This window comes from Glycomyces paridis (assembly GCF_004912155.1).
GTDB lineage: Bacteria > Actinomycetota > Actinomycetes > Mycobacteriales > Micromonosporaceae > Glycomyces > Glycomyces paridis.
In genome coordinates, this window is record NZ_STGX01000016.1 from 118,846 (window position 1) to 145,198 (window position 26,353).

25 protein-coding genes are annotated in these 26,353 nt (G+C 71.9%); 14 read left to right on the forward strand and 11 right to left on the reverse strand.

Going from position 1 to position 26,353, the window contains the following annotated elements; translation table 11 throughout:
• The first annotated feature begins 150 nt into the window (after positions 1-150).
• The 3 genes from E9998_RS20090 (at position 151) to E9998_RS20100 (ending at position 2,439) form a co-directional block, all read left to right on the forward strand.
• The gene (locus tag E9998_RS20090; RefSeq protein WP_136531481.1) at positions 151-726 is read left to right on the forward strand and encodes a TetR/AcrR family transcriptional regulator; all 576 of its coding nucleotides are present in this window, start codon (positions 151-153) and stop codon (positions 724-726) included.
• A 92-nt stretch (positions 727-818) separates the two neighbouring features.
• Positions 819-1,607, forward strand: a complete 789-nt coding sequence (locus E9998_RS20095) for an SDR family oxidoreductase (RefSeq protein WP_136531482.1) — start codon at positions 819-821, stop codon at positions 1,605-1,607.
• A 301-nt stretch (positions 1,608-1,908) separates the two neighbouring features.
• The gene (locus E9998_RS20100; RefSeq protein WP_136531483.1) at positions 1,909-2,439 is read left to right on the forward strand and encodes a hypothetical protein; all 531 of its coding nucleotides are present in this window, start codon (positions 1,909-1,911) and stop codon (positions 2,437-2,439) included.
• 25 nt (positions 2,440-2,464) lie between these two features.
• Here the strand turns inward: E9998_RS20100 and E9998_RS20105 are convergent, their stop codons facing one another.
• The 3 genes from E9998_RS20105 to def all read right to left on the reverse strand — a co-directional run bounded on the left by E9998_RS20105 (position 2,465) and on the right by def (position 4,932).
• On the reverse strand, positions 2,465-3,664 hold the full coding sequence (locus E9998_RS20105; protein ID WP_136531484.1) for an NUDIX hydrolase: 1,200 nt from the start codon (positions 3,662-3,664) through the stop codon (positions 2,465-2,467).
• 90 nt (positions 3,665-3,754) lie between these two features.
• Positions 3,755-4,372 carry a class I SAM-dependent methyltransferase gene (locus E9998_RS20110; protein ID WP_192907126.1) on the reverse strand — a complete coding sequence of 206 codons (618 nt, stop codon included), beginning with the start codon at positions 4,370-4,372 and terminating at the stop codon, positions 3,755-3,757.
• A gap of 26 nt (positions 4,373-4,398) precedes the next feature.
• Entirely contained in the window at positions 4,399-4,932 is a 534-nt protein-coding gene (gene def, locus E9998_RS20115) for a peptide deformylase (protein ID WP_136531486.1), read from the reverse strand.
• Positions 4,933-5,134: 202 nt separating this feature from the next.
• On the opposite strand from def, the gene E9998_RS20120 reads away from it, so the two are divergent.
• Together E9998_RS20120 and E9998_RS20125 are read left to right on the forward strand one after the other, a co-directional pair.
• Entirely contained in the window at positions 5,135-6,124 is a 990-nt protein-coding gene (locus E9998_RS20120) for a DUF4349 domain-containing protein (RefSeq protein WP_136531487.1), read from the forward strand.
• Positions 6,125-6,225: 101 nt separating this feature from the next.
• A complete protein-coding gene (locus tag E9998_RS20125; protein WP_136531488.1) occupies positions 6,226-6,573 on the forward strand; it encodes an MmcQ/YjbR family DNA-binding protein in 348 nt (115 codons plus the stop codon).
• Here the strand turns inward: E9998_RS20125 and E9998_RS20130 are convergent.
• On the reverse strand, positions 6,552-7,541 hold the full coding sequence (locus E9998_RS20130) for a DMT family transporter (protein ID WP_204745557.1): 990 nt from the start codon (positions 7,539-7,541) through the stop codon (positions 6,552-6,554). The two genes, E9998_RS20125 and E9998_RS20130, sit on opposite strands and share 22 nt — an antisense overlap.
• A 90-nt stretch (positions 7,542-7,631) precedes the next feature.
• Positions 7,632-10,187, reverse strand: coding sequence for an Hsp70 family protein (locus tag E9998_RS20135; protein WP_136531489.1), 2,556 nt, complete (start codon positions 10,185-10,187; stop codon positions 7,632-7,634).
• A gap of 110 nt (positions 10,188-10,297) precedes the next feature.
• Here E9998_RS20135 and E9998_RS20140 point away from each other — a divergent pair, with 110 nt between their 5' ends.
• The 4 genes from E9998_RS20140 to E9998_RS20150 are packed head-to-tail and all read left to right on the forward strand — an operon-like array spanning position 10,298 to position 14,139.
• Complete coding sequence (locus E9998_RS20140) at positions 10,298-12,127, forward strand: 3-oxoacyl-[acyl-carrier-protein] synthase III C-terminal domain-containing protein (RefSeq protein ID WP_136531490.1); 1,830 nt, start codon at positions 10,298-10,300, stop codon at positions 12,125-12,127.
• A complete protein-coding gene (locus E9998_RS25515; protein ID WP_158299897.1) occupies positions 12,120-12,926 on the forward strand; it encodes a DUF6999 family protein in 807 nt (268 codons plus the stop codon). Before E9998_RS20140 ends, E9998_RS25515 begins: the two co-directional genes overlap by 8 nt.
• A 44-nt stretch (positions 12,927-12,970) precedes the next feature.
• A complete protein-coding gene (locus tag E9998_RS20145; protein WP_158299898.1) occupies positions 12,971-13,621 on the forward strand; it encodes an exonuclease domain-containing protein in 651 nt (216 codons plus the stop codon).
• A gap of 59 nt (positions 13,622-13,680) precedes the next feature.
• The gene (locus E9998_RS20150; protein WP_136531492.1) at positions 13,681-14,139 is read left to right on the forward strand and encodes a hypothetical protein; all 459 of its coding nucleotides are present in this window, start codon (positions 13,681-13,683) and stop codon (positions 14,137-14,139) included.
• Between the two features lie 61 nt (positions 14,140-14,200).
• Here E9998_RS20150 and E9998_RS20155 read toward each other — a convergent pair whose 3' ends face one another.
• Entirely contained in the window at positions 14,201-15,151 is a 951-nt protein-coding gene (locus tag E9998_RS20155) for an NAD(P)-dependent alcohol dehydrogenase (RefSeq protein WP_158299899.1), read from the reverse strand.
• 73 nt (positions 15,152-15,224) lie between these two features.
• Here E9998_RS20155 and E9998_RS20160 point away from each other — a divergent pair, with 73 nt between their 5' ends.
• Both E9998_RS20160 and E9998_RS20165 read left to right on the forward strand, forming a co-directional pair.
• Positions 15,225-15,599 carry an MTH938/NDUFAF3 family protein gene (locus tag E9998_RS20160; RefSeq protein ID WP_204745558.1) on the forward strand — a complete coding sequence of 125 codons (375 nt, stop codon included), beginning with the start codon at positions 15,225-15,227 and terminating at the stop codon, positions 15,597-15,599.
• Between the two features lie 57 nt (positions 15,600-15,656).
• On the forward strand, positions 15,657-16,598 hold the full coding sequence (locus E9998_RS20165) for an SDR family NAD(P)-dependent oxidoreductase (RefSeq protein WP_136531495.1): 942 nt from the start codon (positions 15,657-15,659) through the stop codon (positions 16,596-16,598).
• Positions 16,599-16,602: 4 nt separating this feature from the next.
• On the opposite strand, the gene E9998_RS20170 is transcribed toward E9998_RS20165, so the two are convergent.
• From E9998_RS20170 to E9998_RS20190, 5 genes are all read right to left on the reverse strand, one after another.
• Positions 16,603-17,604, reverse strand: a complete 1,002-nt coding sequence (locus E9998_RS20170) for a LacI family DNA-binding transcriptional regulator (protein ID WP_240037690.1) — start codon at positions 17,602-17,604, stop codon at positions 16,603-16,605.
• 128 nt (positions 17,605-17,732) lie between these two features.
• A complete protein-coding gene (locus tag E9998_RS20175; protein WP_136531496.1) occupies positions 17,733-18,893 on the reverse strand; it encodes a glycoside hydrolase family 53 protein in 1,161 nt (386 codons plus the stop codon).
• A gap of 7 nt (positions 18,894-18,900) precedes the next feature.
• Positions 18,901-19,800, reverse strand: a complete 900-nt coding sequence (locus E9998_RS20180; RefSeq protein ID WP_204745559.1) for a sugar ABC transporter permease — start codon at positions 19,798-19,800, stop codon at positions 18,901-18,903.
• Between the two features lie 4 nt (positions 19,801-19,804).
• Positions 19,805-21,172, reverse strand: coding sequence for a carbohydrate ABC transporter permease (locus E9998_RS20185; protein ID WP_136531497.1), 1,368 nt, complete (start codon positions 21,170-21,172; stop codon positions 19,805-19,807).
• A 14-nt stretch (positions 21,173-21,186) separates the two neighbouring features.
• Positions 21,187-22,542, reverse strand: a complete 1,356-nt coding sequence (locus tag E9998_RS20190) for an extracellular solute-binding protein (protein ID WP_136531498.1) — start codon at positions 22,540-22,542, stop codon at positions 21,187-21,189.
• 274 nt (positions 22,543-22,816) lie between these two features.
• Here E9998_RS20190 and E9998_RS20195 point away from each other — a divergent pair, with 274 nt between their 5' ends.
• The 3 genes from E9998_RS20195 to E9998_RS20205 all read left to right on the forward strand — a co-directional run.
• On the forward strand, positions 22,817-24,820 hold the full coding sequence (locus E9998_RS20195) for a beta-galactosidase (RefSeq protein ID WP_204745560.1): 2,004 nt from the start codon (positions 22,817-22,819) through the stop codon (positions 24,818-24,820).
• Between the two features lie 18 nt (positions 24,821-24,838).
• A complete protein-coding gene (locus tag E9998_RS20200; RefSeq protein ID WP_136531499.1) occupies positions 24,839-25,954 on the forward strand; it encodes a glycoside hydrolase family 53 protein in 1,116 nt (371 codons plus the stop codon).
• A gap of 75 nt (positions 25,955-26,029) precedes the next feature.
• Positions 26,030-26,353: glycosyl hydrolase 53 family protein (locus E9998_RS20205; RefSeq protein WP_192907127.1), on the forward strand; the 324-nt coding region annotated here is incomplete at its 3' end.

Sequence of the window (26,353 nt, forward strand, 5' to 3'; positions counted from 1 at the left end):
TCGCCTCCGACTGCCAGGCGGGGCAAGTTCGACGGTCGCGATCCCGTCACCGTCAGCTACTTCTGAACTGAATCCGTTGGGGTGCAACCGGAAACGATTGTCTCGACCTCGTTGTTGACTCTGAGGTCAAGAATGGGTTAGGGTTCAGGCATGGGCAGGCCGAAGAACTTCGAACCGGACGTGGCCGTCGCGAGGGCGATGGAGGCGTTCTGGACCAACGGATACGCGGGCACTTCCCCCGCCGACCTCGCCGAGGCCACCGGCGTCGGCAAGGGCAGCCTGTACCACGCGTTCGGCTCCAAGCGCGAGCTGTTCGGAAAGGCGCTCGACCACTACGGGCGGGCCGGCTCCGAACTCACCGAGGCCTACCTGAACGAACCCGGCACCGCCAAGGAGCGCATCCGCGCCTACCTGGTGCTGCTGGTCGACACCGACCTGTCCGGGCCGGTGCGACGCGGCTGCCTCGCCGCCAACACCGCGCTCGAACTGGGCGGCAAGGACCCCGAGGCCGCCGAGGCGGTCCGGCGCATGACCGACCGGACCATCGAGCTCTTCGCCGAGCGCCTGCACAGGGGCCGGCGCGAGGGCGACGTGGCGCCGGAGGTCGACCCGGAGGCGCAGGCGCGCTTCCTCATGAACACCGTCGTCGGGCTGCGCGTCATGGCCCAGTCCTACGACGGCCCGATGCTCCACCGGATCATCGACACCGCGCTCGCGGCGCTCTGAGGCGCCGCGGTCGGCGCGCCCTCGCAGGAGGGCGCTTTTTCGGCATCAATTTTTGACCTCTAGTTCAACAATATTTGGAAAGGCACTCCCCCATGGAACTCGGACTCAACGGCAAGACCGCGCTCGTCACCGGCGCCAGCCGCGGCATCGGCCTCGCCGTCGCCCGCACCCTCGCCGCCGAAGGCGTGCGCGTCGTCGGCGCGGCCCGCACCGTCACCCCCGAACTCAAGGAGGTGGCCGAGGCGGCGCTCAGCGCCGACCTCGCGACACGCGAGGGCGCCGAACGGATCGTCGCCGAGGCCGCCGACGCGGTGGGCGGCATCGACCTGCTCGTCAACAACGTCGGCGGCGGCGACGCCGACCGGATGGCCCTCGGCGGCTTCCTCGACGTGCCCGTCGAGCAGTGGCAGGCCGTGTTCGACCTCAACGTGTTCAGCGCCGTGTGGACGACCCGGGCCGCGCTGCCGGGGCTCATCGAGCGGCGCGGCGCGATCGTCAACGTGTCCTCGGTGAACGGCCGCGTGCCGACCGGCAGCCCGGTCGCCTACGGCGAGGCCAAGGCCGCGCTCACCATGTTCACCAAGCGGATCAGCGAGGAGGTCGCGCCGCTGGGCGTACGGGTCAACACCGTGTCGCCCGGCGTCATCGGCTCCTCGCTGTGGCGCGACTCCGACCGCTTCGGCGGCAGGGTCGCCGAGGCCTTCGGCGTCTCGCTCGACGACCTCCTGGCGAACATGCCCGGCCAGTTCGCCATCGCCTCGGGCCGCATCGGCGAACCCGAGGAGGTGGCCGACCTCGTGGCGTTCCTGCTCTCGGAACGGGCCGCGAACATCCACGGCGCCGACCACGTGATCGACGGCGGCACCCTCAAGGCCGCGTAGGGGAACGGAGCGGCCGGCGGGCGCGGGGGCGATCCCTCCGCGCCCGCCGCGGCGCGTTCCGGGGACGACGCCGCTGCGCGGCGATGGGCCAAGCCTTCTCAAAGCTGTTGCGCCGCAACGGGTCCGACGCTCGACTCTGAAACGGGACGGGCGGGCGGGAACCGGGTGTCGGTCCCGTGTGTCACGGTTGCATCACGCGTGCAACCGAGTCGCCCGGGCGGTCGTCACAATAGCGGTGCCGTCCCGGTTCGCACCGCCGTCCTACCTTGGACGGCGACACCTCCCGTCGAAGGAGCCCATCATGGCCTACAACCCGCCCCCGCACTACAGCTTCGGCGACCCCAGCGACCACCAGCCGCCCCAGAGCGTGCCGCCCGCGTACTCGCCCCAGCCGCCACAGCAGCCCGCCGGCTACGTGCCACAGCAGACCTCCCCCATGTACCAGGGCCCGCCGACGAACTTCGCCCCGCCGCCGGTCCTGCGCCCCACGGGCCCGCGCCGCTCACCGCTCGTCCCGCTCCTCTCCGCGGGCATGGTGATCGGCCTCGCGGCCGCCGCGGTGTCCCTGGCGCTGTGGGTCAGCGTGCGCGGCGAACTCGACGACGCCACGAAGCTCGCCGACGACCGCGACGCCGAGCTCCAGCAGGTCCGAGACGACCTCGAAGCGGCCGAAGCGCAGGTCGAGGAACTCGAAGTGGCCGCCACCGACGCCGACTCGATGCGGGAGTGCCTCGACGACCTCAACTGGTTCTACTCCACCGAGGAGGACTCCGACGAGGAGGCCGAGGCCAACGAGGCCCTCCTGGAGACCTGCGCCAACTGGCTCTGGTGACCTGAGCGGGCGGCGCGAGGCGGTCTCACCCGAGAGGGCGCTTCGGCCAGCCGCGGGGCACGTGACGGGCGAAGGCGGCGGGCACCCGCAGCTCGTGGCCGCGGAACAGGTCCAGTTCCGCGGCCTCTTCGCGCGTGACCCAGCGGTGGTCCGAGGCTTCGAGCTCGGCCAGCCGGATCGGCTGGTCCACGTCGATCCTGCGGGCCGTGAAGCTCATGATCATCGGCGCCCGCGAATCGCCCAGGTTCGTGTCGCGCTTGTCGAACGCCCACGACAGGCTCGTCAGCTCGACGTCCAGGCCGGTCTCCTCGGCCGCCTCGCGCACGGCCGACATGCCGACCGGCTCGCCGACCTCGGCCATGCCGCCGGGTACGGCCCACTGGCCGGTGTCGGTGCGGCGGATGACCAGGAGCCGTCCCTCGTCGTCGAAGACCGCCGCGTCAGCGCCGGTCGAGACGCACGGCGCCGCGAGGTCCCCGCAGTCGATCCGCGGGTACGCCACCTCGGCCGCCTCGGTGTGCTCGCACAGCGCCGAGATGCGCTCTCGCCGTTCGAGTCCGTACGGGCTGTCGACCGTCTCAAGGGCCTCCGCGGCGAGGGCGGCGACCTCGGCGAGGATCTCCCGCACCGCCGCCGAGACGCGCAGCGGCTTGCGCTCCAATCGGACCGCACTGGCCTCGGGGGCCAGTTCCAGGAGGTAGCCCTCCAGGTCGGGGTCGCCGGGTTCGAGGAGGGCCGTGACGGCCCCGCCGTCGAGTGCGGTCGCGAACTCGTAGACGAGCAGGTAGGTGTGCGGGCACGGCAGGTTGCACAGGTCGGTGTCGGCGATCGCGAACGGCCCCTCCGGGACCTCGGCGCCCAGTGCGGCGGCGACCGCCGCGACCCTGCTCCCGAGGGTGCGCTCGCCGAGGCGCTTGCGGTGCACGATCCGCGTCCCGTCACCGCAGACGATGCGGAACTCCGTGCCGGGCAAGGGTGTCCGCAGCACGGTGTCGCCTTCGAAGATCGCGAGGATCTCGGCACTGGAGCGGTGGTCGACCTCGGCCATGAGCGCCGCGGCGTGCACGCGCAGGCGCCGCAGGCGCGCTCCCTCCTCCGGCTCGGCGCCCCAGTACAGGCCGTTCGCGGCCTCGGCACGGAGCATCCCCGCGAGCCGGGCGAGGCCCACGGCCGCCTCCAGGTCGGCGAGGTCGGCGTGTTGCGGTGCGTTCCGGTCGGCTTCCATGGCGCTCCTTCGCTCGTCGGGACGTCAGATCGTACGCCGTCCCGCTGCGGCCCAGACGACTCCGAACCGATGTCGCGGCCTCCTGGGCGGTCAGCGCCGCTTCAGGATGAGTCCCTGGTACTGGTCGATCGCGCTGTCCAGGGCAGTGAGGGTCACCTCGACGGTGTCGAAGCGCTCGGCCGCGATCGCCTGGATGCGGTCGGCGGTGAAGAAGGAGAAGAACCGCTTGGGCTCGTACCGGTCGGTCTCCCAGATCCCTTCGTGGTCCTGGCCGCCGTACTGGCCCCAGTAGAACAGCCCGCCCGGGGCGAGGACGCGGCGCACCTCGTCGAGCACGCCCGGCAGGGCGGCGCGCGGGACGTGCAGGAGGCAGTTCATGCCCCAGACCGCGTCGAAGGAGCCGTCGGGGAAGTCGAGGTCGGCGAAGTCCATGACCCGGGCGTCCAGTCCCTTGGCACAGCACAGCGCCACCAGCTCCGGGGAGAGGTCGACGCAGGTCACCTCGAAGCCCTCGTCGGCGAAGCGGCGCCCGCTCACGCCGTGGCCCGCGCCGATCTCCAGCAGGCGGACCGCGCCCGCCTCGCGCAGGCGGTCGATGAAGCGCGCCCGCTCCACCGGCTTCCACTCGGCGTCGTCCATCGCCCCGCGGGCCTCCGCGTCGGCGTCGTAGGCGCGGCGCAGATCCTGCTTCAAAGCCTCGTAATCCATGTGGCACATGGTGCCAGAGGCCCGATTCAGCGCAGGCCGGCGCCCGCGAGCGCCCGGTTGCGGGCCTTGCGCGGGAGGCGGTCGACGTAGAGGGTCCCGTCGAGGTGGTCGGTCTCGTGCTGGAGGCAGCGGGCGAGGGTGCCGGTGCCCTCGATGCGGATCGGGCGGCCCGCGGGGTCGAAGCCCTCCACGACGGCCGTGGCCGCGCGGGGGGTCTCCTCGAAGGAGCCGGGCACCGAGAGGCAGCCCTCGGAGCCCACCATGAGCTCGCGCGGCGGCTCGGGCAGCACGAGGACGGGGTTGACGAGGGCGGCGACGGTACGTTCGCCGTCGGCGTCCTCGCAGTCGAGCACGAACACGCGGGAGCCGATCCCGAGCTGGTTGGCGGCCAGGCCGACCCCGTTCGCGGCGTACATGCTCGCGAACATGTCCTCGACGAGCTTCGCGAGGTCCGGGCCGAACTCCTCGACCGGGGCGCAGGGCCGGTGCAGGACCGGGTCGCCGTAGTGGACGATCAGGCGCGCCTCGCCGCCCGCCCCCGGTTGCCGCTCGTCCGCCACTGCCGCTCCCCCGTTCGCATCGGCCGAAGCCGCACCACTATTGCAAGTTCATGGCAATAATACCCGCTCGCGGCGGGAGCGGACCGCGGTCCTGATCCGATCGATAGTCGTCTGTATCCCCGTCGTTACGCTCGCGGCCCATCATTGACGAGAACGAGTACTCGCGCACCCCCGACCCTTCCCACCCCTTGCGAGGCAATGCATGAGGCTGTTCAGAAAATCCATTGTGGCCGTTTCGGCCGCACTGCTCCTGGCGGGCTGCTCCTCCTCGGCCGGCGACGGCGGCGGCGAGGCCGCGCCCGAGGCGGCGGACGAGCAGGGCGCCGTCGAGACGAACGCCCCCGCCGACGCCCAGGTCCCCGCCGAGGAGCGCGCCGTCATCTACGAGGCGACCCTCGGCGTCCGCGACGAGGACCCCGAGAAGGTCGCCGAGGACGCCTGGGACCTCACCGAGTCCCTCGGCGGCTTCGTCACCGAGGACCGGCGCGAGCGCACCGGCGACGAGGAGACCGCCTCCTCGAGCGCCCGAATGGTCCTGCGCATCCCCTCGGCCTCGTTCGCCGAGGCGATGGACGCGCTGGTCGCGCTGGCCGACGACGAGCTGGACCGGACCGTGACCACCGAGGACGTCACCGAGGCGGCCGTGGACCTGGCCTCCCACATCGAGACCAAGCGGGCGAGCGTCGAACGAGTCCGGGAGCTGCTGGCCGAGGCCGACTCGGTGCAGGCGATCCTGGACCTGGAGACGGAGCTGGCGAACCGCGAGGGCGACCTAGCCGCGCTGGAGTCGCAGCTGGCCGACCTCCAGGACCGGGTCGCCTTCTCCACCATCGAGTTCACGGTGACCGCGCCGCCCGCGACCGAGGCCGAACCGGAGCCCGCGGGCTACCAGGGGCCGGAGAACTTCTGGGACGGCCTGGTGGCCGGGACCGGGGGCGCGCTGAACGTGCTCGTCGCCGTGTCGGTGGTCCTCGGCGTGCTGCTGCCGTTCCTCCCGATCGCCGCGCTCGTGGCCGCCGCGATCGTCGTGCCGATCCGGCTCTCGCGTCGCCGCAGGGAGCGTCTGCGCGCCGACCCGGCGCCCGCGAGGTTCCCGTTCCCGGCCGCTCCGGTCCTCCAGCAGGCGGGCCCGGTCGGCCCTCCCGGCCCGGCGGCGTTCGGGGGCGAGGAGGAGCCGCCGCCGCGCGGCTGAGGTTCGGAGGAGGCGGGGCGGGCCCGCCTCCTTCCGCCGCGGCGGAACCGGCCCGGTTGTCGGACCCGCGAGGGACGATCGTGGGGTCGAGAGGAGCACACATGCCGACATGGGACGACGTGGTGGCGATCGCCAGGCGCTTTCCGGAGGTCGAGGAGACCACCAGCTGGCAGACGCCGTCGCTGAAGGTGAAGGGCAAGTTCTTCGCGCGGCTGCGCACCGAGGCCGAGGGCGGGCTCGCGATCGTGTGCGATCCGGGCGAGAAGGCCGCGCTGCTCGCGTCGAAGGACCCGGCGTTCTTCACCACCGCGCACTACGACGGCTATCCGATGGTGCTGGTGCACCTCGACCGGATCGACGAGGTGCGGCTCGCAGAGCTGGTCGAGGACGCGTGGCTCATCAAGGCGCCCGTGCGCGTGCGAAAGGCCTACGAAGCCTCGGAGGGCTGAGCCGCTCCCCGGGCGGCCCGGGTGCGGCGCAGGGCGCGGGCGTTGGCGAGGACGACGCCGACGATCACCGTCAGCCCGCCCGCCACCTGGGCCGCGGTGTACGCCTGCCCGGCCAGGATCGTGAACGCCGCGGTGAACACGGTGATGAGGTTGAGGAACACGCCCGCGCGGCCCGGCGGGATCACGGTCAGGGCCCGGTTCCACAGCAGGTACGAGAGCACCGACGGGAACACCGCGATGAACAGCAGCGAGGCCAGCGCGGTGCCCGTGCCGGGCAGGGCGGGGCCGCCGGTGGCGAGGCTGATCGGGGCGAGGAGGACGACGGCGAGGGCGGCCTGCGCGGCGGTGGCGGTGACCGGGGGCAGGCGCGGGGCGCGGCGTCCGATGACGGTGTAGGCGGTCCAGGCGGCGATGGCGCCGATCATGAGGAGTTCGCCGGTGCCGAAGCCGGTGCCGAAGCCGGAGTCGAGGAGGGTGCGCGGGTCGCCGTCGCCGAGGACTATGAGGACGCCGAGTAGTGCGAGGGCGACGCCGCCGACGGCGAGGGGCGTGAGTCGTTCACGGAGGAACACTGCGGCGGCGAGGGTGATCATGGCGGGGTTGAAGGCGTTGACGAGGGAGGCGCTGAAGGCGTCGGTGTGTTCGAGCGCGGCGTAGAGGAAGAGGTTGTAGGCGAGCATCCCCAGGACGCTGAGGGCGAGGAGCCAGGGCCAGGCGCGCAGGACCGCGCGCGGGTCGGGGCGCTCGGTGGCGAGGGCGATCACCACGAGCGGCACGAGGGCGAGGCTCCAGCGCAGGAGGGTGAGCGAGAGCGGGTCGATGGTCGCGACGGCGATCGCGCCGATGACGTAGTTGCCGGCCCAGAAGAGGGTGGCGCCGAGGAGTGCGGCGACGGCGGACCAGAGGGCGCGGCGGCCGGGTCGGGGCGGATCGGCGGGCGGGGCGGCTTCGATCCGGGTGTCGTTCACGTTCTCATTGTGGCCCAGGCGGTCCGGCGGGTGGTGTGCGAGGGGCCGGTGTGATCGCCGCGCCGGCGGGGCCGGCGCGGCGATCGGGTCTCACAGGCTCCAGACCTCAACGAGGCCGGTGGCGGTGCCGGTGACGACGACGGGGTGGCCGTCGATCTCGGCGACGGCGGCGGTCGTGAGGGCCTCGTCGCCGGAGTGCGGGGCGAAGGCCTCGCCGATCTGCTCGCCGGTTTCGAGGTCGAACAGGCTCAGGCCCTTGTCGCCGCGGACGAGCGCGACGGCCTTGCCGTCGAGTTCGGTCAGGATCACGCTGGTCGCGGCCTGGTAGAGCTCGATGCCGGCGGTGCCGTAGGGCTCGGCGGTGGCGAGGTCCCAGGCCTGCACGGAGCCTTCGGAGGTGACGGTGACGCCGAGGGCCTTCCCTGCGGCGGTGCCCGCGGTGTAGGCGTAGACGTCGCTGCCGAGTTGGTCGAAGGTGCTGCCGACGGTCTCGCCGGTTTCGAGGTCGGCCACGAAGACGCGGCTCTCGTAGACGCCGGTCTGTCGGAGGGTGCCGTCGAGTTCGGTCAGGACGCTGGAGTCGCTGTAGGCGAGGCTGATGTCGGCGATGGGTTCGCCGTTGAACAGCTGGATCGTGTCGCTGCCGGAGATGTATACGGGGATGTCGCCCTGGACGCCGGCCCAGTAGACGTCGTTCCAGCTGGTCTCGCGGGTGACGATGGGGTTCTCGGGGTCGTCGAGGTACCAGACGGCCTCGGTGGAGTAGTCGCGGGAGAAGACCACGGAGCGGCCTTCGAACTCGAAGACGGAGAGGTGGTCGATGGCCTCGTCGTGGCCTCGGAAGGTCGCGATGTCCTTGCCGGTGGCGAGGTCCCAGACGCGGACGAGCCCGTCTTCGCCGCCGCTGACTGCCACGGGGACGCCGTCGATGAAGCCGGTGCGGACCTGGTTGACTCCGCCGACGTGGGCGCTGTTGACGGCGGCGACGAGGTCGCCCTGCACGGCTTCGGCGAGGGGCACGAAGGCGCTGTCGTCGCCGGCGCCCGCGGGTCCGGCGCTGTCCTCGCCTTCTTCGCCGGCGGTCTCGGCGCCGTCGTCGGCGGCGGTTTCGGTGATGTCCTGTTCGTTGGCGCCGTTGCCGTCGCCGTCGTCGCGTCCGCTGAGGGCCACGGGGATGGCGATTGCGGCGAACGCGATGACGATGACGATCGCGACCGTAGCGAGGGTGATGACGCCCGCCTTGGACTTGATCCAGGGGCCGTTCTCGGCGGGCGGCTGGGGACCGCCCGGGATCGGGCCGGTCTGGTGGGGCGGCTGCATGGGGCCGGTCATGTGGCTCTGCTGGACCGGCGAGGTCGGGTGGGGCTGGGTCATCGGGCCGGGCGGCGGGGCGGAGACCGCCTGCGGGGTCGGCTGGGACTGGGTCTGGGCCCGTGGCTGGGACGGGCTCGGCAGCTGCATGGTCTGGCTGGTCGGGGCCGGGGCGGGCGGGAGGACCGGGGCGGGCTGCGGGGTCGCGGCGGTCTGCGGCGGGAGGGCCGGGCTGGGGACCGGGGCGGGCGAGCTGACGGTGTGCCTGGCGACGAGGCCGCCTTCGGAGACGGCGAGTTCGGGCTGCTCGATCGCGGCCGGGGCGAGGCCGAGCTCGCGGTGCAGGAGGGTCGCCACGAGCGGCATCCGGCTGGCGGCGCCGACGAGGAAGACCGCGGCGACCTGCTCTTTGGCGAGGCCGGACTCGCGGATGACGCCTTGGGTGACGCGGACGGTGCGCATGACCAGGGGCGCGCAGACCTGCTCGACCTCGTCGCGGGTGAGGTGGGCGTCGACGTCGAGGAGCGGGATGGTCAGCTCGGTCGAGGCGCTGCGAGAGAGGCGCTCCTTGGCCTGGCGGACCTCGTCCATGAAGGCGGCGCGGTGGCGCAGGTCGGCGGTGTCGGTCGGGGCGGTGAGCCGCTGCCAGCGCTCGTCGTCGGGCTGGACGCTGGAGGCGAGGTGCTCGGCGAGGGCCTGGTCGAAGTCGAGGCCGCCGAGGTCGTCGGCGCCGTCGACGGCGATGACGTCGAAGCCGTTCGGGCCCTGGCGCAGGACGGTGGCGTCGAAGGTGCCGCCGCCGAGGTCGTAGACGACGACGCCGCCTCCGGGCGGGACGTTGGTGCCGAGGGTCTGGACGAAGTAGCTGGCGGCGGCGACGGGTTCGGCGACGAGGTCGACGCGGCCGAGGCCGGCGGCCGAGGCGGCGTCGGCGATGACGTGGCGGCGGGTGGGGCCCCAGGCGGCGGGGACGGTGACGGTGACGGGTCCGAGCGAGCCGAGGGTCTGGGTGCACTCGCGGGCGACGCGGCTGAGGACGGCGGCGAAGACGCTGGTCACGGGGATCTCGGTCTCGCCGAGGAGGATCGCGGCGTCGTCGATGCGCCGTTTGGGGTTGGGCTCGTACCGTTCGGGCTTGCGGCGTCCGGAGTGGACGGCGTCGGCGCCGACGACGGGGCCGCCGTCGTCGTTCATGAAGACCGCGGAGGGCAGTTGCGGCGAGCCGTCGAACAGCTGCTGGTGGACCCGCCCGTCGGCGCGGCGGATGGTTGCGACGGTGTGCGAGGTGCCGAAGTCGATGCTGATCGAGGCGGGCCGGGGGTTGCTGAAGGACATGGGGCCACTGTAGTTTCCGCGTTCCAGAGGAGCGGGCACCGGCCGGGTCGGGTGTGGACGGGTCGTGCCGAGGCGTTGCGGGAGGCTCGGACTGGTGATCGAATGGAGGCATGAACGCCTACATCACCGCCGCCGGCGCGTACCTCCCCGGCGATCCGGTCGGCAACGACGAGATCGCCGCCCGTCTCGGCGGGGTCGACCCGCGCGGCGACCGGCTGCGCCGCCGCGTCCTGGCCGCCAACGGCATCGTCGGGCGCCATTACGCGATCGACGCGAAGGGCCGGACCACGGAGCTGAACGAGGAGCTGGCGGCGGCCGCGGTCGGCGCGGCCCTCGCGGACCGGGGCGCGAGCGCCGCCGACCTGGACATGCTCGCGACCGCGACGACGCAGGGCGACCTGCTGGTGCCGGGGTTCGCCTCGATGGTCCACGGCCGCGTCGGCGGCGGGCCGATGCAGCTGCTCTCGGCCGCGGGCGTGTGCGCGTCGAGCCTGGCGGCGCTGGACGCTGCCGTGGCGAAGGTGCGCCTGGGCGACCGGCGCCGCGCCGCGGTGGTCGGCAGCGAGCTGTCGAGCCGGTGGCTGCGCGGCTCGCGGTTCAACGGCTCGGGCGGGGACGGCGACGCGCACTTCCTGCGGTGGATGCTCTCCGACGGGGCCGGGGCGGTCCTGGTCGAGGACCGGCCGCGCGCGGACCGGCCGTCGCTGCGCGTGGACTGGGTGCGGACGGTGTCGCTCGCCCACGAGCACGCGGTGTGCATGAGGGCGGGCATGGACGACGGGGCCGCGCCGCAGGCCGGGCGGACCTGGCAGGACCTCGGCGGCGCCGCGGCCGCCGAACAGGCCGGGATGATGCTGCTGCGCCAGGACACGAGCGCGCTCGGAGACCTCGCCGAGGCGGGACTGCGCGAGTTCCAGTCGCTCACCCGCGAGGGCCTGGTGGACCTCAAGCGGCTCGACCACGTGCTGTGCCACTACTCGACGAACGCGTTCCGCGACATCGTGTTCGAGCGGCTCGGCGAGGCCTCGGGCGGGGCGCTGGACACCGACCGGTGGTTCTCCAACCTGGAGACGAAGGGCAACACCGGGGCCGCCTCGATCTTCATCGCGTTGGAGGAGTGCTGGCGCACCGGGCGGTTCGAGCCGGGGCAGACGGTGCTGCTGGCCGTCCCCGAATCGGGGCGGTTCACGTTCGGGTTCGCGCACCTGACGTGCGTGGACGCCGAGGAGGCCGAGGCGCCGGTGCGGTACACGCCCGCGCCGCGGCGGGCCGTGGCTACCGACTCCGGGGACGTGAACGCCCGCCTGGAGGCGGTGTGGGGCGACTTCGAGGAGCGGCTCGACGAGGTCCCGGTCATGCGGCGCCTCGCGGAGGGGACCGTGACGATCGAGGACTACCGGCGGCTGCTGTTCAACCTGCGCCAGCAGGTCGCCGACGGCGCCCGCTGGATCTCGCGGGCCGCCTCGAACTTCTCGGTGGACCTGTTCGACCTGCGCAGCGCCGCGATCGGCCACGCCGCCGAGGAGCACCGCGACTTCATGCTTCTGGAACGCAACTACGCCGCCTGTGGCGGGTCCATGGAGGACATCCGCGCGGGAGAGAAGAACATCGGCTCGGAGGCGCTGTCGGCGTACATGTTCCACACCGCGAGCCAGCCCGACCCGGTCGGGCTCCTCGGCGCCATGTTCATCATCGAAGGCCTCGGCACCGGCAAGGCCGCCGGGTGGGCGGCCCGGTTCAGGGAGGTCCTGGGCCTGGCCGACGACCAGGTCAGCTTCCTCGCCTACCACGGCGAGGCCGACGACGACCACTTCGCGAACCTCCAGGCGATCCTCGCCCAGCCGTGGATCGACGCGGCCGCCGCCGACGCGATCGTCAAGACCGCCAAGGTCGTCGCCCGCCTGTACGCACTCCAGCTCGAAGAGCTCGACAATGTCTGAACCCGACCCTTCGATGTGGGAGGCCGTCGTCGCCGACCCGGCGATCCCGCTCGACCGCGAGACCGCCCGGATGATCGCCGACGACCAGCGCCGCTGGACCCGCACCTGGCTCTACCCGGTCGCCCGGCCAGTCTCGCGGGTCCTCGCGCTCGTGATCGTCGCCCTCAAGCGCCTGACGCCGGTGCGCTGGACCGCCCACCGGCTCATGGACCGGCTCTGCATCTGGTTCCTGCGCCGCTTCGTCGACCCGCTCGCCGTCGAACTGCTCATCCGCCACTTCGTGGTCGAGACGAACCTGCTCAACTTCATCGTCCGCAACACCGCCACGCCGATCGACCCGGTCACGCTGCGCCCCACCACGCTCGCGGGCCTGGGCGACAACGCCGTGATCGAGCACGACGTCAACGTCTACGACGTCCTCGCCGCCCTGGACATGGCCCGGACCGGCCCGCTCGACTTCTCCGGCCTCGACATCCCGCCGCTGGATCCCGAGCGGGGGCGGCGGCGCCTCATGCGGCTCGACATCCAGACCGCGCTGTGCCTCATGAACCTGCCGTTCGCCGCGTGCCTGACGCCCGACGAGTACCGCAGGGCCGTGCACTCCATGCGGTTCGACGACTCGATCCTGTGCCTCCTGGCCGACCTCACCGGCGACCCGACGTTCCTGCGCTGGCTCAACGGGGACCTGTCGGTGCGCGCCGACTCGAACACCGACGTGCCGCGCGCGGTCTACCGGCACGCCGTCGTCTGCGAGTACGCGCACGCGCGCCTCGTCGCGCTCGCGGCCGAACGGGCCTGAGCGCTCTGCTACCGTCGCGGCGGCGGACGGTGAAGGGCGGGCCTGTGGACTCCTGGGTGGCGATCGACTTCGAGACGGCGAACGGCAGCCGCGCGAGCGCGTGCTCGGTCGCGGCGGTGCGCGTCAGCGGCGGCGAGGAGCGCGGCTCGTTCGCGACCCTCATCCGCCCGCCCGACGGGCACGACCGGTTCGAGGCGCGCAACACCGCGATCCACGGCATCCGGCGCACCGACGTCACGCGCGCGCCCAGGTGGCCGGTCGTGTGGTCGCAGCTGCGGGAGTTCATCGGCGAGTCGCCGGTCGTGGCGCACAACGCCGCGTTCGACACCTCCGTGATCCGCGGGGCGAACAGCGCGGTCGGCATCGCCCCGCCGCGGCTGCGGTACGCGTGCACGCTCGTCATCGCCCGCCAGACGTGGACCCTCGACTCGTACACGCTGCCGCGCGTGGCGCGGGCGGCCGGGATCGCCTTCGGCGACCACCACCGGGCCGAGGCGGACGCGCGGGCCGCCGCGCAAGTGCTCGTGGCCGAGCACCGCGAGCACGGGGCCGCATCGCTCGACGCGCTCCTGACGGCGGCCGGGGTCTCCTGGGGCCGCCTGCACGACGACGGCTTCGACGGGTGCCGCAGGGCGCCGCGCGCCCCGGGCGCGGGCGTCACCACATCGGTGTCAAGAACCCGTCAAGGTCGTTGACGCGGGCCTCCCGCGGTGGTGCCCTTGAGAGATCAGCGGTACTCACCTGGAGGTGGAAGATGGAGCGCACGCCCTCGACCCGGTGTTCCCGCGCCGGCGGTCTCGTCGCCCTCGGCGGCTCGGTGCTCGTGGCCGTCTCGATGTTCATGCCGTGGCTCGACCCCGACGCGGGCGCCGCGGTCGACTACCTGCACCTCGGCGCGGTCGACGCCGTCGACGCCGACCGGGGCGCCTACGGGCTGTCGCTGACGCTCGTGCCGCTCCTGGTCGTATGGTGCGCCCTGTACTTCGCGTGGCGCAGCCACGAGGCCCGGATGGTGTGGGCCTTCGGCGGCTTCGCCGGGGCCATGCTCCTGTACGGCGGCGACCTGCGCATCAGCGCGGAACTGCCCGCCGACGCCTTCGGGCTCGGCGAGATCGTGGCGACCGTGGGCCTCATCGCCTTGGCGGCCGGTTGCGTCTTGGCGCTCGCGGCGAACGTGCCCGAACCGCGCCCGGCGGCGGTCCGGCCGGTCTAGGAACGGGCGGCGGTGTCCACGACCGCCGCCCCGCACGGCGGGCGGACGCGTTCGCCCGCCCTCAGGACTCCTCGGACGCGACGCGGATGACGCGTTTGCCGCGGCTGTGGCCGGTGGCGATGGCGGCGTGGGCCTCGGGGAGGCCCTCCATGTCGTAGACGCGGTCGACGGCGGGGCGCAGTTCGCCCCGTTCGACCAGCTCGGTGAGGCGTTCGAGGCGGGCACGCGTGGTCCGGGTCTGGACCATCGCGATCCGCGGCCCGGGAGTGAGCGCCGAGGCGACGACGGCGCCGATCCCCTTGGCGGCCACGGTGACGATGCGCCCGCCGGGGCGAAGTCGCCGCCGGAGGGACCGGAGGCCGGTTCCGTGGACGTCGAGGATCGCGTCGAACGGGTCGGCATCGAGGCCGTCCTCGTGCGCGTAGGCCTCGGCGGCGCCCCACTCGCGGCAGAAGTCGAGGTTCACGCAGCCGCAGACGGCGGCCACGTGCGCGCCGCGCGCGGCGGCGAGCTGGAGGGCGGCGTTGCCGACGCCGCCGCTCGCGCCGACCACGAGCGCCCGTTCGCCTTCGCGGAGGTTCACGGTGTCGAGCATGAGTTCGGCGGTGATGCCCGCCGTGGGGAGCGCGGCGGCCTCCACGAGGTCGAGGCCCGAGGGCGCTTCGGCGTACGAGTCGGCGCCCACGGCCAGGTACTCCTGGGTGGCGCCGCTCTTGAGCGGGTCGAGGGCGCCCCAGACGGCCCGCCCGACCAGGCCGGGGTCCCCGCCGGGGCCGATCTCGGCGATCCGCCCGGCGAAGTCCGCGCCGACCGGCCGCGGGAACCCGCGCCCGGTGAGCACCCGCAGTCCCCCGGCCCGCACGCGCGCCTCCACCGCGTTGACGCCGGTCGCATGGACGCGCACCAGCCCCTCCCCGACGCCCGGCACGGGCCTGGGAATCTCGCGAACTCCCATGACCTCGGGCGGACCATAGCGGTCGTAGCGGACGGCGCGCATCAAAGGGGTGCTCACGGGGCGGCTCCAAGGGGACGGGTACCGGACCTCGATCCTCCCAGGTCGCGCGCGGCGGCGGTAGGATGCGGTCGTGACGAACCCCGAACTCTCACCGAGGATCCTCGCGATCGCATGGGGCGCCATGGAAGTCGCGGGACTCGGCTCCGGAAGGGACTTCATGCTCCACCCCGGCGGCGGGCGGGAGTGGGACTGGACCGAGTCGGGCACGCACCACCGGCCCGGCATCCTCCCGGCGGACGTGCGATACCTCCTCGACCGCGGGGCGCGGACCGTGGTGCTCTCGCAGGGCATGGACCTGCAACTGGGCGTCGCCGACGAGACCTTCGCGCTCCTCGAAGAGCTCGCGGTCCCCTTCCGCGTCGCCGAGACGCGCGAGGCCGTGCGGATCTACAACGCGCTCATCGCAGAGGAACCGGTGGGCGGGCTCTTCCACTCGACCTGCTGACCGCCGCTGAACTCGGGATTTGCCTTGGAGTGCACTCCAGGTCCTACAGTTCTGCCCATGACAACGAAGCAGCAATCTATCCACTCAGGATTCGACGCCTCCTCTACTGCCACCGATGTCCTTGCGGGCCTGGACCTCTCTGGGAAGTCCGCGCTCGTCACCGGCGGGTACTCCGGGATCGGCCTGGAGACGACACGCGCACTGGCGGCCGCCGGGGCGCGGGTCCTGGTGCCCGCGCGGCGGCCCGAGGTCGCCGCGAAGGCGCTGGCGGGGATCGAAGGGGTCACCGTGGACGAACTCGACCTCGCCGACCTCGCGAGCGTCAAGTCCTTCGCCGAACGGCGACTCGCCATCGGGGAGCGCTACCACTACATGATCGACAGCGCGGGCGTCATGGCCTGCCCCGAGACCCGCGTGGGCCCCGGCTGGGAACTCCAGTTCGCGGTCAACCACCTCGGGCACTTCGCGCTCGTGAACCGGATCTTCCCGCTCCTGGCCGAGGGCGCGCGCCTCGCCTCGGTCTCCTCGGGCGGCCACGGCGGCTCCGACATCCGCTGGGACGACATGCACTTCGAGGGCGGGTACGAGCGGTGGACGGCTTACTCGCAGTCCAAGACCGCCAACGTGCTCTTCGCCGTCCACCTCGACCGCCTCGCCGCGGACCGCGGCGTGCGCGCGTTCGCGCTGCACCCCGGGGCGATCCTCACGCCGCTCCAGCGGCACCTGCCGCGCGAGGAGATGCTGGCGGCCGGATGGATGGACGAGGAGGGCAACCCCGCCGACTACTTCAAGACCACCGAGCAGGGCGCCGCGACCCAGACCTGGGCCGTGACCTCGCCGCTCCTCGACGGCGAAGGCGGGGTCTACCTCCAGGACTGCGACGTCGCCGACATCGTCACCGAAGGGGAGGGTGTGCGCGCGTACGCGATCGACCCCGACAGCGCCGAGCGGCTGTGGAAGTACTCGGCCGAAGCCACCGGCGTCGACGCGTTCGCTTAGGCGCTCAAGCGCTCCCGCGCACGACCAGGTCGGTCGGGAGCACCACCGGGTCCGCCTCCCGCTCGTCCAGCAGGGCGATGAGGAGGCGGACCGTCTCCTCGGCGACCTGGGCGAGCGGCTGGCGCACGGTGGTGAGGGCGGGGCGGGTCGCCGAGGCGATCGCGGAGTCGTCGAAGCCGCCGACCGCCACGTCCTCGGGCACGCGGCGCCCGGCGGCGTGCAGCGCCTGGAGCGCCCCGGCGGCCATGAGGTCCGAGGCCACGAACACCGCGTCGAGGTCGGGCACGGTGGCGAGCAGCCGCTCCATCGCGGCCTCGCCGCCGGCCTGCGTGTAGTCGCCGTGGACGATCATCTGCTTGCCGGCCTTGCGGCCGAGCACGCTCGTGAAGCCCTCCAGGCGCAGCGACCCGCCTGGCGTGTCGAGCGGGCCGGTGATCATGCCGATCTTCTTGCGGCCCTGCTGGACCAGGTACTCGGTCATGGCGCGGGCCCCGCCGCGGTCGTCGGCAGCGGCGTAGGGGATGACCGACTCGCGGCCGAGCACCGCGCCGCAGGCCACGGCCGGGACGCCCGCGCGCTCGATCTCCTCCAGCAGCGGGTCGCCCGCGTGCGTGGAGACCAGGAGCGCCCCGTCGGCGTGGCCGCCGCGCAGGTAGCGGGCGACGCGCTCGCGCCCGCCGTCGTCCCCGGCGATCATGAGCACCAGGGACATGTCGAGGTCGGCGAGCTGGTTCGTGGCGACCCGCATGAGGACCGAGAAGTTCGGGTCCTCGAACAGGCGCTCCTGGGGCTCGGAGAGCACCATGACGATCGAGCCGGTCCGGCTCGTCACGAGGCTCCGCGCGGCCCGGTTGACGACGTATCCGGTCTCCGCGACCGCCCGCCGCACCGCCGTCTCGGCGGACAGCGAGACGTTCGACTTGCCGTTGAGGACCCGCGAGACCGTGCCGCGCGAGACCCCCGCGGCCTCGGCGACGTCGTGGATCGTCGGTCGTTTCCGTGCCAAGTTGCTCAGCTCTCCCTTGTGTCGCACTCATTATCGCCCCCGGCCGCCCAGCGGCCGGTCCCGCCGAGGGGCGGCGGCGCGGGGAGGCCGCCCAAGGGGACGGCGACCTCCTCGCCGGTACTGCCCGGTCAGGCGCCTCCGAGCGCCCGCAGCGACGGCAGCGCGTTCCCGTCGAAGTCGAACAGCCCCTGGTTCGCCCATGAGTTGCCCGCCTCGTCGACGACGTCGTCGCCGTACTCCATGCCCGCGCGCGAGGCCCAGGTGGTGCCGTGCACCGGCAGCCAGGCCGGCTCCCAGTACACGATCCCCAGGCCGCGCCCGCCCGGGACGGCCGCGACCGTCGAGTAGAGGTCGCGCAGGAACGCGATCTGGCCCTCAGGGGAGGCCGGGTAGCCGCCGACCTCGGCCATCTCGCTCTGGAAGACCTGGTGGTGGCCCTCGGGCTGGGCGCCGGTCCACGCGTACGCGGTCTCGACGACCACGAGGTCCTTGCCGTAGCGCGCGGCGATGTCGTCGAGGTTGGCGGCCAGCTCCTTGAGGGTCCCGTGCCAGTACGGGTAGTACGAGAGCCCGATGATGTCGAAGTCGAGGTCGCGGGAGACCATGCGGTCGAACCAGCCGCGGTACAGCTCGTTCGCGCCGCCGAAGTCGAGGTGGATCATCACCTTCGCGTCCCCGGCCTCGCGCACGGCCCGCGCGCCCGCCCGCAGCAGCCCGGTCAGGCGGTCGTAGGCGGCCGCGTCGGCCTCCTCCCCCGCCGTCTCGAAGCGCCGCTCGCGGTCGTCGAACTTCGGCGTGCGGCCCTCGGGCCACAGCATCCCGTTGGTGATCTCGTTGCCGACCTGGACCATGTCGGGGGCCGCGCCCGCGGCGGCCAGCGCCGCGAGGACCTCGGCGGTCCAGTCGTGGACGCGCTCCTGGAGGCCGGCGCCGGTGAGGCCACGCCAGGCCTTCGGGGTGGACTGCTTTTTCGGGTCGGTCCAGAAGTCGGAGTAGTGGAGGTCGAGCAGGAGCGCCTGCCCGGCGGCCTTGGCGCGCCTGGCGAGCGCGATGGTGCGTTCGAGGTCGTTGGTGCCGCCCATGTAGGGTTCGCCGGCCTCGTCGCGGGGGTCGACCCACAGCCGCAGGCGGGTCCAGTTGACGCCGCTCTCGGCGAGGAGTTCGAAGAGGTCCCGCTCGGTGCCGTCGGATCTGAAGACCGCGCCGCGCTCTTCGATCTCGGCGGTCATGGAGACGTCGGCGCCGCGGACGGGCAGGCGCCCGTGCGCGCTCGTTCCTGTGGTCGTCATGGCTCCGTTATCCCTTCTCGGCGCCGGCGCTCGCGCCGGTCACCAGGTAGCGCTGGAGGACGATGTAGAGGATGGTGATCGGGACGGCCAGGAGGACCGCGCCGGCGGCGAAGGTCGTGAAGGCGTTCTGGTAGACGTCCTCGATCATGGCGAACAGGCCGAGTGCCACGGTCTGCTTCTCGGGGCTCTGGAGCAGCAGCCGCGGGAGGATGAAGTCCATCCACGGCATGGTGAACTGCGTGATCGCCACGAAGGTGAGCATGGGGCGCATGAGCGGCAGGACGATCTTCATGAAGATGGTCCAGCGGCTGGCGCCGTCGATGGCGGCGGCCTCGTCGAGGCTGGAGGGCAGGTTGTCGGTGTAGCCCTTCATGAGCCAGGTGTTGTAGGGCAGGGCGGCGGCGATGCTCACGAGGGCGAGGCCGGTGAGGGAGTCGAGCAGCCCGAAGTTGAGGAACAGCATGTAGACGGCGATGGCGGTGAGGAAGGTCGGGAACATCTGGAGGATGAGGATGCCCAGGAGCCCGGCCTTGCGGCCCTTGAACCTGATGCGGGAGAACACGTAGCCGCACAGGGCCGACAGGACGACCGAGCCGATCATGTTGAGGGTGGCGACGTACAGCGAGTTGAGGTACCAGCGGCCGTAGTCGGTCTCGGTGAAGAGGCTGACGTAGTGGTCGAGGGTGGCGTCCTCGGGGATGGGGCTGGCGTTGGCGAGGCCGGTGCCGGGGCTGAATGAGGCGCCGACGATCCACATGAGCGGGAAGATCACGATGACGGCGACGACGAGCAGTTCGAGGTGGAGGAAGGCGCTGGCGACGCGGTCGGCCTTGGGCATGGTGCGGCGCCTGCGGGTCCGCGGCGCGGGGTCCGGGGAGGGGGCGATGAGCGGCTGTTGCGCGGTCATTGGATCACAGCTCCCTGATCGCTTTGGAGCGGTTGAGGTTCCACACCGAGATGGTGCCGACGATGACGAAGATGAGCATGCTCATGACGGCGCCGATGTTGTAGAGGCGGTTGTCGAGGGTGAGGTTGAACAGCCAGGTGATGAGCAGGTCGGTGCTCCCGGCGAAGCGGTAGTCGGCGTTGTCGGGGCCGCCCTGGGTGAGGAAGTAGATGACGCCGAAGTTGTTGAAGTTGGAGACGAACGCGAGGATGAGCAGGGGCGCGACGGTCCGGTGCACGACCGGGAGGGTGATGTGGCGCAGCTGCTGGAGCGGGCCGGCGCCGTCCATGCGGGCGGCCTCGTAGTAGCTGTCGGGGATGTTGGTGAGGACGCCGCCGACGAGGGCCATGAAGAACGGGAAGCCGAGCCACAGGTTGACCAGGAGGGCGACGGCGCGGGCGAGGTTGGGATGCGAGGGGTCGGTGAACCAGTAGATGCGCTCGTCGGTGAGGCCGACGTCCATGAACCACTGGCTGATGGGTCCGAACTGGCCGTTGAACATGGAGCGGAAGACCAGGGCCGAGACGATGCCGGGGACGGCCCACGGGAGCAGGAAGACCGAGCGCCAGACGCGGGGGAACTTGACCTTCTTGTTCGCCAGGAGCACGGCCTGGAGGAACCCGGCCGCGTAGGTGGTGAACGTGGCGATGATGGCCCACACGAAGGTCCAGCCGAGGACGCCGACGAAGGTCGCAGTCCAGGAGGGGACGGCGAAGATCGTCGCGAAGTTCTCGAAGCCGACCCAGTTGACGAGGTTCTTGGGCGGGAGGTTGTCCCGGTTGTAGTCGGTGAAGGCCACCAGGATGCCGAAGAGCACCGGCAGGACCGACATGAAGACGATGAGGAGCAGGCCCGGGGAGAGCACGATGTAGGCGAACGAGCCCTCCCACAGGCGCCGGAAGTAGGCGCGGGAGGTCTCGCGGGGGGCGCCGCCGTTGAGCGCGGCGCGGTAGCGGGCGGCGTCGCGGACGCTCCAGACCCACACGATCGCCAGGAGCCCGAGCGTGAGGAGGCTGATGAGCCCGTTCGCCATGAGGACGATCGAGTTGTCGCCGTCGGTGAGGCCGGTGACGGTCATCTGGCGCGGCTGCGTGCCGAGCGTGACCAGGCCCCACAGTCCCTTGACGAAGAACCCGCCGTTGCTTCGCGGCGTGTAGTCCATCCCGGCGTAGTAGTTGCCGGTCCCCATCTCCCAGCCGATGAGTGCGGCGAAGAAGACGAAGAAGAAGGCGGCCTTGCCCGCCTGGCGGTTGATCAGTTGGCCGGCCCCCCACACCAGTGCCGAGGCGATGCCCGGCACCGGTGCGGGGAGGCTGCGCTGAGCGGTGCTCATCAGCGGTGTCGTCCCTACAGTCCGGCGAGCTCGTCGTACCCGGCGACGGCGGCCGAGGCCGCGTCGGCGGAGGAGGACAGGTCGTCCCAGACGGCGACGGTCATCTCGTTGGCCGTGGACCAGAAGTACTCCGGCAGCTGCGGGAAGAGGTCGGCCTGCGTGGACTGGGCGACGATCCCGGCGACGTGCGGGTCCTCGGAGAGCCCGGAGATGCTCCCGAGGAGGTCGGCGTTGAGGGCGGGGATCTGGCCGGTGGTGGCGTAGAGCGCGGCGGCGCCGGCGTCGGAGGCGAGGAAGTTCGCGAAGACGCGGGCGGCGGCGGGGTACTTGGTGTACGCGGAGACGGCGATGACGTGCATGCCCGCGAACGAGGAGGCCGGGTCGCCCGAGGCGGCCGCGGGGATGGTGGTGACGCCGTACTCGAAGCCGTTGTCGGCCGCGCCGGTGTTGAAGGCGGAGAAGGCCCACGGGCCGGTGATGATGTACGGGGTGACGCCCGAGGCGAACTCGGCCTCGACGGTCTCGGCGGTCGCGTCGGCGCTGGGCACGTCCCAGACCTCGCGCAGGCCCTTGTAGTAGTCGAGGGCCTCGACCAGGGCGGGGTCGTCGAAGCCGGGCGCCGCGACGTCACCGCCCGGGTAGGCCTGCCAGCCCATGGAGGACAGGACGGAGTAGGAGTAGTAGATCTCGCCGGGCACCCAGCGGATGGTCCAGGTGTTCGCGGCCGGGTCGTTGTACTCGGCGGCGACGGCCTTGACGTCCTCCCAGGTCGCGGCGGGCTCCTCGGAGCCGGTGATGGTCTTGAGGAGGGTCTTGTTGTACATGAGCGCGATGGACTCGGTGGTCACGGGCACGGCGTACATCTGGCCGTCCTCGCCGGAGACGGCGCTGACGAAGTTCTCGGCCAGGCGCTCCTTCAGGACGGTCTCGTACTCGCCGAGGGGCGCGGCGGTGCCCTCTTCGATCGCGCGGGCGACCTGGTCGTAGAAGCTCATGAAGACGTCGCCGCCGTTGCCGGCCTCGCCCGCGAGGGACATCTCGCCGACGGCGTCGTTCTGGGCGACGAGCTCGTACTCGAACTGGATGTCGGGGTAGACGTCCTTGAACGCGGTCTTGAACGCCTCGATCTGCGCCTTGGCGAGGTCCTCGTTCTCGAACCAGAGCTTGAGGGGCACCTCGCCGGAGGCGATCTCCTCCTCGATCACGTACTGGCGGGCGTCGGCGTCCCATTCCAGGCCGCCGCCCTCGGTGGCCTCCTCCTCGGGACCGCCGCAGGCCGCGAGCGTCCCGGCCGCGGCGACGCCGCCGCCGAGCGCCAGGAGGTTCCGCCGGTTCATCGAGGGTCCCGCGTTAGCACCATTGCTGCGCATGTCAAGTCCTTGTCTCAGGTGAGGGAGTCCGGCGTCGCGCTGGCTGTAATGGAGCGCACTTCCAGACTGTGAACGTTTACACGAATCTAGCGACTCACGCCTCGGTTAGCAACCAAGTTTTGCACCTAATGGTCGTTTACGCGGCAAAAATTCTCAAGGGAACGGTCACAATTTTGAAACGGCTCCCGAGTGCAGTGCAGGTTGCGTGAGCGATGGTCATGGAGTACTGTGCACGTTCACAGGCATTTGTGCAAGGAACCTCACAGGAGACGCGGTGCAGACCATTCGCTACGGAGGCGACTACAACCCCGAACAGTGGCCCGAGGAGACCTGGCTGGAGGACGTGCGCCTCATGAACGAGGCCGGCGTCAACCTCGTCAGCCTCGGCGTCTTCAACTGGGGCATCATCGAGCCCGCCCGCGGCGAGTACGACTGGAGCGGCCTCGACGGGATCGTCGCGCTGCTCCACGAGCACGGCATCGGCGTCAACATGGGCACCCCCACCTCCTCGCCCCCGGCGTGGCTGCGCAAGGAGCACCCCGAGATCCGGCTCGTCGACGCCGACGGCCGCACCCTCGCGGGCGGCTCGCGCCACGGCGTGTGCCCCTCCGCCCCCGCCTACCGCGAGGCCTGTGCATCCATTGTGGAGCAACTCGCCGTGCGCTACGGGAACCACCCGGCCGTCGAGATGTGGCACGTGCACAACGAGTACGGCTGGGCCAACGTCGAGTGCTACTGCGCGGCCTCCACTCGGGCCTTCCAGGGCTGGCTCGCCGAGCAGTACGAGGACGTCGACCGCCTCAACGAGGCCTGGGGCACCGCCTTCTGGGGCCTGGTCTACCGGTCCTTCGACCAGGTCGAGGCCCCCGCCGCCGCGCCGCCGGGCGTCAACCCCGCGCTCCAGCTCGACTGGAAGCGGTTCTCCAACGACGCCCACATCGCCAACTACGCGATGCAGCGCGACCTGCTCGCCCGCCACTCCCAGGCTCCGGCGACCACGAACTTCATGATCCCCAACTGCGAGGGCATGGACTACTGGCGCTGGGCCGGCGAAGTGGACGTCGTCTCCAACAACCACTACCTCATCGCCGAGCGCGAGGACCACCACATCGAACTGTCCATGAGCGCCGACCTGACCCGCTCGGTCGCGGGCGGGCCGTGGATGATCATGGAGCACTCCACCTCCGCGGTGAACTGGCAGCCGCGCAACATCGCCAAGACCCCCGGCGAGCTGCGCCGCAACTCCCTCGCCCACCTCGCGCGCGGCGCCGACGGCCTCATGTTCTTCCAGTGGCGCGCCTCCCGGGCCGGCGCCGAGAAGTTCCACTCCGCGATGCTCCCCCACGGCGGCACCGACACCGAGGTGTGGCGCGACGTCGCCGCCCTCGGCGCCGACCTCAAGGCCCTCTCGGGCGTGACCGGCGCCGACGTCGCCGCCGACGTGGCGGTCCTGTGGGACTGGGAGTCGTGGTGGGCGCTCGAACTCGAATGGCGCCCCTCGGTCGACCTGCGCTTCCGCGAACGCGTCGAGGCCTACTACGCGAGCCTGTGGAAGCAGCACGTCACCGTCGACTTCGCCCACCCCGAGGCCGACCTCTCCGGCTACCGGCTCGTCGTCGCGCCCTCCTCCTACGCGCTCAGCGACGCGGCCTCGAAGAACCTGCGCGGCTACGTCGAGAACGGCGGCCACCTCGTCGTCTCCTACTTCTCGGGGATCGTCGACGAGCACGACACCGTGCACCCCGGGGCCCACCCCGGCGCGCTGCGCGACACGCTCGGCCTGTGGATAGAGGAGTTCCACCCCCTCCACGAGGACGAGCGCCTCGCCCTGGAGGCCGACCCCGGCGCCGGGGTCGACGCCGGCGGCAGGCCCTGCCTGGAGGGCGGCGCGGGCGGCCGGATCTGGTCGGAGCACCTGCGGCTCGACGGCGCCCGCGCCGTCGCCCGGTTCGCCGCCGGACCCGACGCCGGCCGCCCCGCCGTCACCCGCCACGACCTCGGCCGCGGCACCGCCTGGTACGCCGCGACCGCCCTCGACGAGGGCGGCGGCCTCGACGTGCTGCTGCGCGCGGCGCTCGACGCCGCCGGGGTCGAGCGGCCCGCGGGCGTCCCCGAGCACGTCGAGCTGGTCCGCCGCGGACCCATGATTTTCCTGATCAACCACACCGACCAGGACGTCACCGTCCCCGACCTCCGGGGCACCGACGTCCTCACCGGCGCCGTTCACGACGGCAGCGTCCCGGTACGCGCCGGAGAGGTCGTCATCCTGCAAGACTGACAGGGAGTGACAGTTTCAATGAAGAGACGAACCGCCCTCACCGCGGCCGGCGCCATCGGCGCCGCCGCCGCGGTCACCGGCGCCGCGGCCACCCCGGCCCAGGCGCAGACCGCGTTCGCGCGCGGCGCCGACATCTCCAGCCTCGCCAAGTCCGAGGACTACGGCGGGGTCTACATGTGGACCGACGGCTGGCGCGAGGACGCGATCTGGATCCTCTCCAAGAGCGGCGTCAACTGGGTCCGGCTCAAGGTCTGGGTCGACCCCGCCGACGGCTACAACACCAAGACCCAGGTGGTCGAACTCGCCGCCCGCGCCAAGGCGGCCGGGATGAACGTCCTGGTCGACTTCCACTACTCCGACTTCTGGACCGACCCCGGCAAGCAGGCCAAGCCCGCCGCCTGGACCGGCCTGGGCTTCAGCGCCCTCCGCGACGCCGTCTACGACCACACCGCCGACGTGCTCGGCGGCCTCAAGGCCGCCGGGGTCACCCCCGCGATGGTGCAGGTCGGCAACGAGCTCAACGGCGGGATGCTGTGGCCCGACGGCCGCTACGACCGGCTCGACCAGCTCGCGCAGCTGCTCATCTCCGGCGCCGACGCCGTCTACGACAACGCCTCCTCGACCAAGGTCATGCTGCACCTCGCCGAAGGCGGCAACAACTCGCTGTTCCGCTGGTTCTTCGACGCCATGAAGGGCCGCGGCGTGCCCTTCGACGCGATCGGCGCCTCGTACTACCCGTACTGGCACGGCTCGCTCTCCGGGCTCCAGTCGAACCTCAACGACATGGCCTCGCGCTACGGCAAACCCGTGTACGTCGTCGAGACCGCCTACCCCTTCAACCCCGGCGACCGGGACGGCTACGCGAACCTCGTCAGCGCCTCGACGCCCGTGTCGGGCTACCCCTCCAGCTACACGGGGCAGTCCAACATGCTCACCGCCATCGCCAACGTCGTCAAGAACGTGCCGAACGGCCGCGGCGGCGGCGTGTTCTGGTGGGAGGCCACCTGGACCGCAGTCGACGGCAACGGCTGGGACCCCACCGACCCGAACAGCGGCAACGCCTGGGAGAACCAGGCGCTGTTCGACTTCGCCTGGAAGGTCACCCCTGCTTTGAAGACCCTCGGGACGCTTTAGGACCTCCCCCGGTCGGGGCCGGCCTCACCCATCGCAGGGGCCGGCCCCTGAATCCCCTCTCACAACTGGAGCGACATGAAACGCAGAACCGCACTCACCGCCGCCGGAGCCGGAGCCCTCGGCCTCGCCGCCGCGGCCGCCGCCACCCCGGCCCTCGCCGGGGCCCTCGGCGACGAGAAGCACAAGCCCGGCAAGGACCGCTTCATCGGCGGCGCCGACGTCTCGGGCCTGATCAAGAACGAGGACTACGGCGCGGTCTACCGCGACGCCAAGGGCCGCAAGGGCGACGCGATCAAGATCCTCGCCGCCGCCGGCGTCGACTGCATACGCGTCAAGGTCTGGGTCGACCCCGTCGACGGCTACAATGCCAAGGCGCAGGTCGTCGAACTCGGCAAGCGC

Excerpts from the sequence above, each read along its gene's own strand:
- E9998_RS20090 (WP_136531481.1), top strand. The coding sequence starts at position 151 with ATGGGCAGGCCGAAGAACTTCGAACCGGACGTGGCCGTCGCGAGGGCG.
- E9998_RS20095 (WP_136531482.1), top strand. The coding sequence starts at position 819 with ATGGAACTCGGACTCAACGGCAAGACCGCGCTCGTCACCGGCGCCAGC.
- E9998_RS20100 (WP_136531483.1), top strand. The coding sequence starts at position 1,909 with ATGGCCTACAACCCGCCCCCGCACTACAGCTTCGGCGACCCCAGCGAC.
- E9998_RS20105 (WP_136531484.1), bottom strand. The coding sequence starts at position 3,664 with ATGGAAGCCGACCGGAACGCACCGCAACACGCCGACCTCGCCGACCTG.
- E9998_RS20110 (WP_192907126.1), bottom strand. The coding sequence starts at position 4,372 with ATGGATTACGAGGCTTTGAAGCAGGATCTGCGCCGCGCCTACGACGCC.
- E9998_RS20120 (WP_136531487.1), top strand. The coding sequence starts at position 5,135 with ATGAGGCTGTTCAGAAAATCCATTGTGGCCGTTTCGGCCGCACTGCTC.
- E9998_RS20125 (WP_136531488.1), top strand. The coding sequence starts at position 6,226 with ATGCCGACATGGGACGACGTGGTGGCGATCGCCAGGCGCTTTCCGGAG.
- E9998_RS20135 (WP_136531489.1), bottom strand. The coding sequence starts at position 10,187 with ATGTCCTTCAGCAACCCCCGGCCCGCCTCGATCAGCATCGACTTCGGC.
- E9998_RS20140 (WP_136531490.1), top strand. The coding sequence starts at position 10,298 with ATGAACGCCTACATCACCGCCGCCGGCGCGTACCTCCCCGGCGATCCG.
- E9998_RS25515 (WP_158299897.1), top strand. The coding sequence starts at position 12,120 with ATGTCTGAACCCGACCCTTCGATGTGGGAGGCCGTCGTCGCCGACCCG.
- E9998_RS20150 (WP_136531492.1), top strand. The coding sequence starts at position 13,681 with ATGGAGCGCACGCCCTCGACCCGGTGTTCCCGCGCCGGCGGTCTCGTC.
- E9998_RS20165 (WP_136531495.1), top strand. The coding sequence starts at position 15,657 with ATGACAACGAAGCAGCAATCTATCCACTCAGGATTCGACGCCTCCTCT.
- E9998_RS20175 (WP_136531496.1), bottom strand. The coding sequence starts at position 18,893 with ATGACGACCACAGGAACGAGCGCGCACGGGCGCCTGCCCGTCCGCGGC.
- E9998_RS20180 (WP_204745559.1), bottom strand. The coding sequence starts at position 19,800 with ATGACCGCGCAACAGCCGCTCATCGCCCCCTCCCCGGACCCCGCGCCG.
- E9998_RS20185 (WP_136531497.1), bottom strand. The coding sequence starts at position 21,172 with ATGAGCACCGCTCAGCGCAGCCTCCCCGCACCGGTGCCGGGCATCGCC.
- E9998_RS20190 (WP_136531498.1), bottom strand. The coding sequence starts at position 22,542 with ATGCGCAGCAATGGTGCTAACGCGGGACCCTCGATGAACCGGCGGAAC.
- E9998_RS20200 (WP_136531499.1), top strand. The coding sequence starts at position 24,839 with ATGAAGAGACGAACCGCCCTCACCGCGGCCGGCGCCATCGGCGCCGCC.